Consider the following 11,893-nt stretch of genomic DNA (forward strand, 5'->3'; position numbering starts at 1 on the left):
CGGCGCACCCCCTTCAGAGGGTTGGGGGGTGAGCGAGGATATTTGTTTCCGGCTTCCTTCCTGAAGATAAAAAAATTGAAATCTCCCGTAAATACTTAAAAATAAATCCAGGAGTATTTTGCTATCTTTGTCTCCGGTAGATTATATTTTTATAAATATCACCGAAAGGAACCAGCATGATAATAATTGAACAAAAACAGATATATTAAGCACAACCTTAAGGGTTTTATCTCAGCATTAAAACAGACATTTAAAATATATTTTAATAATTATAAGACCACAAAAGCACTCCGACATGAAAATAGCATTAATTGGATATGGAAAAATGGGAAAAGAAATAGAAAAAGTGGCACAATCACGCGGACATGAAATCGTTGCACGCATCGACCCGGCTGCTACGGGTGAAAGCTTTGACGACGGCGGATTTCAATCAGCTGATGTTGCCATTGAATTTACCGCTCCCAGGGTAGCTTTTTCCAATTATTTGAAATGTTTTGAATATAACAAGCCGGTTGTTTCAGGTACTACCGGATGGCTCGATAAACTACCCGAGATAAAAAAAGCGTGTAGCAACAATCAACAAACTTTTTTCTATGCATCTAATTTTAGTATCGGGGTTAATATCTTGTTCGAACTGAATCGTCGCCTTGCACAAATTATGAATGACCGCGATGAATATGATGTGGAAATTACCGAAGTACATCATACTCAAAAGTTGGATGCTCCCAGTGGCACTGCCATATCGCTGGCTCAGGACATCATTGATAATATAGACCGAAAAAAAGACTGGAAACTCGATAAAACCGACACAGATACCGACCTGTTGATAAAAGCCAAACGCGAAGGTGACATACCCGGAATTCATACCGTAAAATATGAATCGGAAATCGACGAAATCACCATTCATCATAGTGCCAAATCTCGAAAAGGCTTCGCTCTTGGCGCGGTTCTTGCCGCCGAATTTACCATCAATAACAAAGGCTTTCTTACCATGAAAGATATGTTAAAATTTTAGTCTGTATTGATGGCTTTTATCAATAATTTGTTTCCTAATTTTAGCAATGGTTTATTGGGCTTTTAGCCTATGCGGTCAATAAACTTTTTATGGGACTTAAATACTTAACCAAAATCACTAAAAACTGAAACAAAAATCAATTAACAACCGGACAAAACCTTGTTTTTTAATTCCTCAAAATATAAATCAATAAAATATCACGTTTACAAAATAATCAACAAACAACAATGATAAACCTTCAGAATGTATCAAAAGTTAGCTGGATAAAATTCAGCATCGTCGCCTTGATATTTGTATTATGGGTGATATGGATAGGGAATTTTTGGATTTTACTGGGATTACCCTTCATCTTCGATATCTATATTACCAAAATTATTCCCTGGGGGGCATGGAAAAAAACCAAAGACGGGAGCAAACCACCGGCATGGAAGGAATGGTTAGATGCCCTTATCTTTGCCCTCATAGCCGTTTACCTGATTAATATATTCTTTTTTCAGAACTATAAAATTCCCACCTCATCACTGGAAAAGAGTCTATTAGTAGGCGACCACCTGTTTGTTAGCAAGATGAGTTATGGTCCGCGAATGCCCAATACTCCCTTGTCTTTCCCCCTGGTGCAAAATACCTTTCCCATCATCAATACCAAATCCTATTTTGAAAAGCCGCATTGGGAGTATAAGCGACTAAAAGGTTTCGGTAAGGTAAAAAGAGGCGACATCGTTGTTTTTAACTTTCCTGCCGGCGACACCGTGGCTTTCCTGCGTCCCAATCCTGCCTATTTCAATATTGTTCGCGAAATTGGACAAAGTTTGGCACAAAGAAACGGGATTACGTCCATTAATAGTCCTTTTGAGGAATATCTACTGCGTTTAAAGGAGCGTTCATTGGGTGCAGAGTATGTGAAACAAAACCCTGCCGAATTTGGTGAAGTAGTAGGTCGACCGGTAGACAGGCGCGACAATTACGTAAAACGATGTGTTGCCTTACCGGGCGATACTTTTGAAATACGTTACAACCAATTATTTATTAATGGTCAGCTTTTCCGGGAACCGGATGGAGTTCAGCATAACTACAATATTCTGACCGATGGAACTACCTTAAATAAAAACTTTTTTGAACGGCTCGACATCAGCGATCCCGAACGTTATTCCGGCCTGACAGGCCCTTATTACTCTCTGCCGCTCACCCAGGCTATGGTGGAAAAAGTTAAACAAATGCCATTTATTGAAAAGCTTGAAATAAGCGAGGAGCCCGTCGATACCACCCGGCATCAGGTATTCCCTTACAGCAAATATTTTCAATGGAGTCGCGACAATTACGGGCCCGTTGTTATTCCCCAAAAAGGAGAAACGGTAAAATTATCCCCCCAAAATATCCTTCTTTACGAACGTATCATAAGAAATTATGAAGGCAATAAACTTGAAATTCGCAACAATCAAATTTATATTAACGATAAGCCAACGGATAATTATACGTTTAAAATGGATTACTACTTTATGATGGGTGATAATCGCCATAACTCAGCCGACTCGCGTTACTGGGGTTTTGTTCCGGAGGATCACATCGTCGGAAAACCAATATTGGTATGGTTATCATTAGATCAAAATAAATCATTTCCTAAAAACATTCGCTGGAACAGATTCTTTAAATACGCCGGTAATTAATGTTGCCCTTCATAAAATATATTTTTTTATCCATATTAATCATTGCAGCAGGGTGGTGGTTCCAAATAATCCTTTTGCCACTCTTGCTGCTACTTTTTATTTGGATATTGTGGTATTACCGCAGTCAGGCTTCAAGGCTGCTGCAAAAACTCAAATTGGTTAGCCATACCCTTTTCCGATCATTATCCTTAATTTTTTATCTTGCTCTGGGTCTTTTGGCCGGAATATTAATATATCGGTTTGGTTTTGAAGTGATAACCGTTCCTTCACGTTCCATGGAAAAAGCCATCCATTCCGGCGACCTTATACTGGTAAATAAATTGGTCCCGGGGCCCAGGCGGTTTCCGGAAAATCCGGATAAATATTTTCGGATGGCCGGCATAGGCGAATTAAAACGGGGAGACATTATACTCTTTAATTTCCCTGAAGGAGACACTATCCTGGAAAACCGGCCCAACGAAAGCTATTATTATCTAAAAAGACACTTTAATAACTTTGACCGATTACGGAAAATACGAAACTGGGGAAAACTGATGCCACTGAGTGTAAAAAAAAGACCTCGTTTTGTGAAGCGTCTGGTAGCCCTCCCCGGTGATACCCTGGAAATCAATAATGGTATATTGTTGATTAATAATAAAACCTTCGATATTTCTCCATCAATTATTAAGAAATTCCGGTGGACCGGTTCAAAGGAAGACTTTCAGAAAAAAGTTAAGGATGACTATATTATTACCCATTACCAGTTCAGAAATAATATCGTTGTTGAAATGACTACCGGTACCTTCAACAACCTACCGCATGAAGTAAAAACTTGGTTCAGTCCTGCCCTGCTCGAAAAAAATGTGCCCGACCGCTATACCTTCCCGTTTAATACTGCAACAGGTTGGAATACCGATTTTATGGGCCCCATTATCATTCCGGCAAATGGTGATTCAATCTATCTCGACCTTAAAAATTTGGACCTTTATAAAAGAGCTATTACCGTTTATGAAGGAAATAACCTTGAAATAATTGATGGAAAAATATTTATTAACGGAAGTCATCGGTACTATTATCGTTTTAAATTCAATTATTATTGGGTTATGGGCGATAACCGACCTCATTCATTTGACAGTCGGTTTTGGGGACTGCTTCCCGAAAATCACATCATTGGAAAAATTCCGGATATATTTGTAAATTGAAACGAGCATGGCGGCTTTTGCCACAAAAGAGCATGTATAAAAGGCAAAGGCAGAAGGCAGAAGTAGTGATTAGTCATTAGTCAACAAGTGGTTAGTGTTAAATTACTAATGACTAAAGACTAACCACTAATGACTAATTTTAAACACCAATAGTTCAATAAAATAAGTAAATTTAATACTAATGAAACGAGCATGACAATGAGAGATTTTCACAAAAGAGAATGTATAAAATTCTTTGTCATGCGAGTTCCATTCGGCCAATGAGTTAAATAAATTATATACGAATGAAACGAAACACAACCTTCTCGTTATGGGGAATTATTTTTTCCTCCTTAATTTTGGTTATATTTTCTGTGCAAAATGCTCAGGAAGTAAACTTTCAATTCCTGGTGTGGCGTACCCATCTCTCTCTTTCCATATTGCTAATTGTAGCTTTTCTCTTAGGGGTAATTGTTGGTGCCATCTTCTCATTCCGACGGCGACATCGGATTAGTAAAACTGAAAAAAACAAATTAAAAGCTTCTTCACAAGAGAAACAAACATCCCAAAAAGATAGTCCTGAAACCGACAAATTGGAATGAATCCAATAGGCCGTTAGGCCATTAGGCTATTAGATACGGAGTCCGAAGGACTCCCATATTTATAGCTTATATGCAACAAATCAGAAGCCAGAGGTCAAAAAAAAACGATATAGGTGGATAAAAATAGATATAATGTAGAAATAAATAGATATATAGAAATTGATGGGAAAATTAGCCTAATAGCCTAATGGCCTAACAACCTATTGGCCTATTAGCCTTTATAGCCAGCCGCGGAGCGGCGAAAGAGCGGGAAACCGGAAGCGAACACCCTCCCTCACCCCCCAACCCCCTGCAGGAGGTGCACCGACCCGCGGAAGCCGGAAGCCAGCAACCAGAGGCCAGAGGTCAGAGGTCAGAAGCCAGAATAAAAGATATAAGTAGAAATAAATAGAAATATGTAGATATAAATTGTTTAGTGCAAAATTAGCCCAACATCTTATCGCCTAATGGCCTATTAACCTATCGGCCCATTGGTCTAATGGCCTAACAACCTAATGGCCTGTATTTCCAGCCGCAGAGCGGCGACACCTTTGTAGCAACAGTGCACCCATATACAACCTGAGCCCCAGCGGGGCGGCAGAGACCAGAAGCCAGAGGTCAGAAACCAGAAGCCAGAAAAAAGATAGATATAAATATATATAGGTAGATGTATGATTGATATAAATTGCATACTGCAAAAATAGCCTAACATCCTATTACCTAATAGCCTAACGGCCCATTAGCCTAACGGCCCATTGGCCCAACGGCCTAACAGCCTAATGGCCTAAGAACCTAATAGCCTAATGGCCCAGCGGCCTAATGGCCTAACAACCTATCGGCCATTGGCCTAATAGTCTAATAATCTAATAATCTATTATTTTATATGATCCGACAAATATTAATGTCTCAGACCTGTTTTGGTCCTGTTCAGTATTTCGTACACCTAATGCATGCAGATAAAGTAATAATAGAACAACATACCAACTATCAGCGTCAAACCTATAGAAACAGATATCGAATACTAGGCGCCAATGGCCCGTTAACATTATCGGTACCTATTGAAAAAGGAAAGACTCCTAAAACCAAAGACAAGGATGTTAAGATAGCTTATCATACCCAATGGCAAGCCCATCAATGGCGCTCAATAGTTTCGGCATACAATTCCTCCCCCTATTTTCAATTTTACAAAGATGACATTGAACCTTTCTTTGTCAAAAAGTACTCCCGATTATTTGATCTCAACTTGGAAATCACCCATTTAATTTGCGATTTACTCGACATAAGCACACCGATAGAACCTTCATCGTCTTTTGTGAAAGAACCGGGCGAAGAAGTATTAGATTTGAGAGAAACCATTCACCCCAAAAAACCGTTGGAACAAGTCGACCCATTTATTAAAATAATACCTTATAAGCAAGTTTTTGACGACCGCTTTGGATTTGTTCCCAATCTAAGTATTCTGGACTTACTTTTCAACAAAGGACCGGAAGCGACACTCATTCTGAACGAAATGGCACAAGGCGGTTAATGCTCATGCCGGTGGCTGCCATATTTGTAGGGCCTTTTTAATAATATCTCCGTGATCGAAGGCGAGCAATGGCAAATGGTTGATCGAAAACCAGCCGGCTTCCGCAGCATCATCTCTCCCTTCCACCAAAGCCGGCTGCTTCAAACATGCCAGATAAGCTATGGTTATGGTTCGGTGACGCGGGTCTCGGTGTGGTTTTCCAAAAGCACCAATCTGTTTTAAAGCAACCCCGTTAAGGCCCGTTTCTTCTTCCAGTTCGCGGTGGGCAGCAGCATCTATATCCTCATCAATATCCACAAATCCGCCAGGCAAAGCCCACATGTCTTGAAACGGGGGATGCTTACGTTTGATTAAAAGTATTTGCAAATTATTTTTTTTCTGGCCGGCCAAAGCCACGACATCTGCCGTTACGGCAGGACGGGGATATGAATAACAATATTTTTCTGAAGTCATTTTTCGGATATTTTACTTAACAAACAAAACTACAAAACCCTCTTAATCACGCGAAGCCGGTGGGTATATTTCCGAAGATCGGCATTAAATATGCCCTGATGATCGAGCGTGTCTATCCTTACCGAGCCGCTGGCATGAATTATTCGTCCGCTTCCAAGACATATCCCAACGTGCACAATATTACCTTCTTCATCATCGAAAAAAGCCAGATCACCTGATTGTGCTTCCTCCACATAACTGACAACTTGTCCTTTCTCTATCTGTTGAGAGGCATTGCGAGGCATAAAAATTCCGGCGGTTTTATAAACAACCTGTACCAACCCACTGCAATCAATACCAAAAAAAGATCTACCTCCCCACAAATAAGGAGTATTTAAAAATCCTCGTGCCACTTCTTCAATATCAACTTTTTCCTTATCAGCAACCCCTTGCCAGTAAAATTCCTTTTTGCCAATTCTTATGGCATTTCTCTCATTACCGTTAAAAACCACCCTACTCCCGGCAGTTAAATATTGTACCGTAGAATCCGATTCTTTAACAACCTTAACAAATGAGCCCTTTATTATTAGGCCCTCGGAACGTTCCCATAACTCTACATCCCGATCATCCAGATTATCTATGAGTTTTTCATCAATCCACCCCGTATAACCGTCATACCTCAATTTTACCAACGCCCAGTTATTATGGCGTTCCATAATTTCATAAGTTTCACCAAAAAGAATTTGTGTCTCCATCTGGGAAGCTTCCGACGGCTCGGTCCGAACGGGAATAAACCCATAAGTGCAAATCGACTGTGGCATATGTTAATATTTTCAAAATTGATCGAATGTTTTTTTAATAAGCAAAAAGTAAACCAAAAATATTGTCACTGCCATCATTTACTCTGAACTTTCAAGGAAAATATAACGTTCTATGTCGTATATTAGTGCTTTGAAATATTTTTTAAATGTCATCTATGATGAACCGTTTATTTTCAACACTTAAGAAACATTCTGTTGCCATATATAGAGTATTAATCTTTTTGGCAGCTATCGCCATTGTGGTTTATATCTTACCGCGTGAAGGGAAATTCCCGTATGAGTATGCGAAAGGGAAACCATGGAAACATGAAATGATGATTGCCCCCTTCGATTTTCCTATATATAAAAGTCAGCAGGAATTGTTGAAGGAACGCGACAGCTTAATGGCTAACTTCCGACCTTATTTTGTTTTTGATTCGTTGAAACAATCGGATCAAATCCGACAAACCCTACTTGACCTGGAACACCGCAAAGAACAGCTCACCAAAAATTTTCCCTTTTTAACCCAACCGGCGGTCAATAGTGATTCAACCGTTTGGTTCGAATTAAAAAACACTTTGAGAAACGAATTGGAGTCGGTATATTCCAAAGGCCTTATACATGTGCCCGACGACTATGAGAAAAGCGATGGTACCTTTGAATTCATGCTAATAAAAAACAACTATGCCGAACCTTCGGGCGCAAGTGAATTCCACAATTATCTGAGTGCTTATAAGCATCTTTCTGAAAGTTTATCCCAACTCCTGGGTAATATTTCGGAAGAAGATCCAACCCGAATCGAGAATTTCATATCCGACTTACAACTCAATAAATACATAACACCCAACATAATTTTAGATAAAGAACGTACCAATCGAGAAAAAGAAACCATTCTGAAAAACATCAGTCTCACCAGTGGGGTCGTTTTATCCGGACAAAAAATTGTTGATACAGGAGAAATTATCGATGAAAAGACAGTTAAAATATTGGATTCCCTAAAAAAAGAGTATGAAAGTGCATTGGGAGGAGGAAGTGGTTATTATTTCATACTTCTGGGACAAACTCTGCTTACATTTTTGTTTTTCACCATCATTTATTTGTTTCTTTACTTTTTCAGAAGAGATGTTTTTAACAATCTGATGTCAGTAGTATTCATTCTGCTGATGGTTATAGGCATACTGCTGTTGACTAGTATATCCAACCACTTTGAATTTTTCCCGCTTTACATTATTCCTTTTGCCATTCTGCCCATCATAATACGTACCTTTTTCGACTCACGACTAGCCTTCTTCATGCATGTTATCACCATAATGATGGCATCCTTTTTTACGCGCAACAGTTTTGAATTTGTTTATATGCAGGTACCTATTGGATTGATAGCAATATTTAGTCTTTTTAAGATGGTGCGCCGCGAACAATTGGTGCGTTCATCAATATATATTGTTTTAACCTATTCGGCTTTTTACAGTGCATTAGCCATTTTACAAGAGGGTGATTTGAGAAGCATCGACATTTCCTTATATGGCCAGTTTTTAGTCAATGGCGGCCTGATACTTTTGGTATACCCATTAATTTACATCTTTGAAAAGGCGTTTGGTTTTATTTCTGATGTCACTCTTGTTGAATTATCAGATACCAATCATCCGTTATTGCGTAAGTTGGCCGAAAAGGCCCCGGGCTCATTTCAACATTCCTTACAGGTTGGTAATTTAGCCCAGGAAGCGGTTTATCGCATTGGTGGTAATCCATTATTGGTTAGAGCCGGAGCTATGTACCACGACATCGGGAAAATCGTTTCGCCCATTTTCTTTACCGAAAATCAAAGTACGGGGTTCAATCCTCACACCAACCTTGATTTTGAGAAAAGTGCGCAGGCTATCATACACCACATCGAAGACGGTGTTAAAATTGCACGGAAACACAAACTACCCGAACAAATTATTGATTTTATCAGAACTCACCAAGGAACTACTAAGGCTCGGTTTTTCTATAATTCCTTCAAAAACCAACATCCGGAAAAAGAACCCGATGAGTCCAAATTCACCTATCCGGGACCTACCCCCTTTACTAAAGAAACAGCTATCTTAATGATGGCCGATGCCGTTGAGGCTGCTTCCCGAAGTCTTAAAACTTATTCCGACGAAGAAATCGACAAAGTAGTAGAAAACATTATTAACAACCAAATAGAAGAGAATCAATTTGTTAATGCACCCATTACCTTCAGGGAAATAACACAGGTAAAAGAAGTTTTTAAACAAAAACTGAAAAATATTTATCATGCCAGAATTGAGTACCCAAAACTAAATTCTCAAAACACTGATTCATCAAATGATAATAAACAAACTTCAGAAAAGAGTTAATAACTAAACATGTAATATCAACACAAAAAAGGGTGTCTAAAAAAAAAATTTCATCCTTTGGGAACAGGGTCACTGCAAACAATTCAGTGAACAATGTATTTAGTACACCAATAATTACACCTTAAGGATAGCAAACTTTTTAAACACCCTTTTTTGTAAAATAAGGTTACAGTTTAAAATTGCTCATAATCGTCATCCGAAAAATCACTTTTTCTAACTTTTCCTGACTTTTTTTCATCCTCTTTGAGTTTGGAAGTTTTACTCTTTTTAGGCTTTCCAACCTCATCCGTCATCATGGCACTATCTTTTCTGCTTTGTTGGGAATTGGAAAAATCAGTACTATTATTGCTTAAGTCGGAATGGCTACCATCATCATTTAACTTAAAAACAGAAACTGCTTTTTCAAGGCGTTCGGACAGTTTATCAATTCTTTGAGCGGCCAAACTTATCTCTTCCGAGTTAGCTGCATTTCGCTGTGTCACCTGATTCAACTGTTGCAAGGCATTGTTAATTTGTTCCACACCGCTTAATTGTTCCATTGAAGCCACAGAAATCTCCTGAATTAAGCCGGCCGTTTTTTCTATTTCAGGGGTGAGTTCCAAAAGCATTTCACGGGTTTGGCGTGATGATGATATGGTTTGTGAAGAGACCTTGTTAATCTCATTGGCTGCTTGTTGACTTCGTTCTGCCAATTTTCTCACTTCGGCAGCGACAACCGCAAATCCGCGTCCTTCCACGCCGGCACGAGCCGCTTCAACCGCAGCATTAAGTGCTAAAATATTGGTTTGAAAAGCTATTTCGCCAATTACCGAAATCTTGGAAGTAATTTCTTCCAAATAATCAGCTGCTTTTTCGGAAAGTTGATTACTGTGATTCATATCCTTCGCTGCTTTCTGGGCTATGCTCTCGGTTTGCCTGGCATTTTCACTATTCTGCTGAATATTGGCATACATCTCTTCCATTGATGACGAAACCTCTTCGGCGGCAGAAGCCTGCTCACTGGCCCCTTCGGCCAAATCGGACGACTCTTTCATCAAACTGGAACTGGCTTCTACCATCTCCTTGGCTCCGGCACGTATATTTAATATCACCGAACGCAAGTTTTTCACCATATTATCCAACGCAATATTTAACCTTCCGACTTCATCCTTGCGGTCAGTCTCAAATCGTACCGACAGATTGCCCTGCGAAATTTTCTCGGCCAAACCAATACCCCTTAATATCGGATTTGCTATAGAGCCCGGCAAATAATAGGATAAAATAAAGCCTAATAACAACAATACTATCAGTGCTAAAATCACTGTCCTCTGAACACTATCAACTATACGGGCACTCTGATTCCCCATCGCAATGATATCGCCCTGACCCATATCTGAAATGGATCGAACATCCCACATAATATCTTTGGCTTTTTCAAAACGCTTAACCTCTGCTATTCGGGCTTCCTGATAATTATTAACAAACAATTCAGCAATAGAGCAGAAAGAGTTTAACGCATCTTTTACCGTTGAAGCAAGATACAGAGATGATATTTTGTTTTTAAAATTTTGCAGCTCTTGCAATTCAGCATCCATAGCCACGGCTTCCCTGGCATAATCTTTAGCCTGTATTTTGGCCCATATAGCCAGGGCCTGTCGTATATAACGCTGATAGGTTAAATTACCCTGATAATCCTCGCCAAGCAAAGTAAGAGCTTCACCGGCTTTACGCAGTTCCTTACGGTAATCATCTGTTTGTGCCTGAAGGGCCTGATAACTTTTATAAAGGCCATTATATTCTTCCATTTCCGTTTTGAGTTGGTCAAATATCTCAACTCTATTCGAATCTCCGCCCAGCTCAATTAAATCATTTAAGGCAACCAACATCTGATTGTAATACCGGTCAAATACAATATGAAAATAAGGGTTCGAAGAAAAATCGTATGAACGGGTTACTTCAGTCAGCCTACGCCAATTTTGATCAATCAAGCTTGTTTCATTTACAGTAGGAATATACTTTTGAGATAAATCCTTTACCCCTTTTCCTATTGTCAATAAATTATAAAAAGTAATGCTCCCCATTATTAAGGTTAGCACTACCACAACAGCTATACTGCCTCGAATTTTTGTGCTGATTTTTAAATCCTTCCAATTCATAATTTGCTATATATTTTTTCCAAAAAAAATTACTAAATTACAATTCCCAATAAAACGTTCAAATTTGTTAACAAAAAATTTTACTATTAAAGTTTTAAAATAAAAATTCACAAACTTTAATCCTATCCAAGGTGACAAATGACTACCTGCACCAAACATAAATTTCAGAACTTAAAAAAAAGTAAATATTTTCAAAACAAGTAAAGGCAAAAAAACGT

9 protein-coding genes are annotated in these 11,893 nt (G+C 39.0%); 6 read left to right on the forward strand and 3 right to left on the reverse strand.

The window, feature by feature from the left end; translation table 11 throughout:
- Positions 1-295: 295 nt before the first annotated feature.
- The 5 genes from dapB to BM130_RS13250 all read left to right on the forward strand — a co-directional run bounded on the left by dapB (position 296) and on the right by BM130_RS13250 (position 5,948).
- Positions 296-1,015, forward strand: a complete 720-nt coding sequence (gene dapB, locus BM130_RS13230; protein ID WP_010527455.1) for a 4-hydroxy-tetrahydrodipicolinate reductase — start codon at positions 296-298, stop codon at positions 1,013-1,015.
- A gap of 227 nt (positions 1,016-1,242) precedes the next feature.
- Positions 1,243-2,679, forward strand: coding sequence for a signal peptidase I (lepB, locus tag BM130_RS13235; RefSeq protein WP_010527456.1), 1,437 nt, complete (start codon positions 1,243-1,245; stop codon positions 2,677-2,679).
- Positions 2,679-3,860, forward strand: a complete 1,182-nt coding sequence (gene lepB / locus BM130_RS13240) for a signal peptidase I (RefSeq protein WP_010527457.1) — start codon at positions 2,679-2,681, stop codon at positions 3,858-3,860. The genes lepB (BM130_RS13235) and lepB (BM130_RS13240) overlap by 1 nt, the downstream gene beginning before the upstream one ends.
- Positions 3,861-4,144: 284 nt before the next feature.
- Positions 4,145-4,441 carry a LapA family protein gene (locus tag BM130_RS13245; RefSeq protein ID WP_010527458.1) on the forward strand — a complete coding sequence of 99 codons (297 nt, stop codon included), beginning with the start codon at positions 4,145-4,147 and terminating at the stop codon, positions 4,439-4,441.
- 862 nt (positions 4,442-5,303) lie between these two features.
- The gene (locus BM130_RS13250) at positions 5,304-5,948 is read left to right on the forward strand and encodes a WbqC family protein (RefSeq protein ID WP_052298955.1); all 645 of its coding nucleotides are present in this window, start codon (positions 5,304-5,306) and stop codon (positions 5,946-5,948) included.
- 3 nt (positions 5,949-5,951) lie between these two features.
- Here the strand turns inward: BM130_RS13250 and BM130_RS13255 are convergent, their stop codons facing one another.
- Both BM130_RS13255 and BM130_RS13260 read right to left on the reverse strand, forming a co-directional pair.
- On the reverse strand, positions 5,952-6,401 hold the full coding sequence (locus BM130_RS13255) for an NUDIX domain-containing protein (protein ID WP_010527460.1): 450 nt from the start codon (positions 6,399-6,401) through the stop codon (positions 5,952-5,954).
- A 29-nt stretch (positions 6,402-6,430) separates the two neighbouring features.
- Complete coding sequence (locus BM130_RS13260) at positions 6,431-7,201, reverse strand: C40 family peptidase (RefSeq protein ID WP_010527461.1); 771 nt, start codon at positions 7,199-7,201, stop codon at positions 6,431-6,433.
- A 158-nt stretch (positions 7,202-7,359) separates the two neighbouring features.
- Here BM130_RS13260 and BM130_RS13265 point away from each other — a divergent pair, with 158 nt between their 5' ends.
- Positions 7,360-9,540, forward strand: coding sequence for an HD family phosphohydrolase (locus BM130_RS13265; RefSeq protein WP_010527462.1), 2,181 nt, complete (start codon positions 7,360-7,362; stop codon positions 9,538-9,540).
- A gap of 173 nt (positions 9,541-9,713) precedes the next feature.
- On the opposite strand, the gene BM130_RS13270 is transcribed toward BM130_RS13265, so the two are convergent.
- Positions 9,714-11,675, reverse strand: a complete 1,962-nt coding sequence (locus BM130_RS13270; RefSeq protein WP_010527463.1) for a HAMP domain-containing methyl-accepting chemotaxis protein — start codon at positions 11,673-11,675, stop codon at positions 9,714-9,716.
- Positions 11,676-11,893: the final 218 nt, after the last annotated feature.

Origin of the sequence: Thermophagus xiamenensis, from assembly GCF_900112795.1 — a bacterium.
Lineage (GTDB): Bacteria > Bacteroidota > Bacteroidia > Bacteroidales > Marinilabiliaceae > Thermophagus > Thermophagus xiamenensis.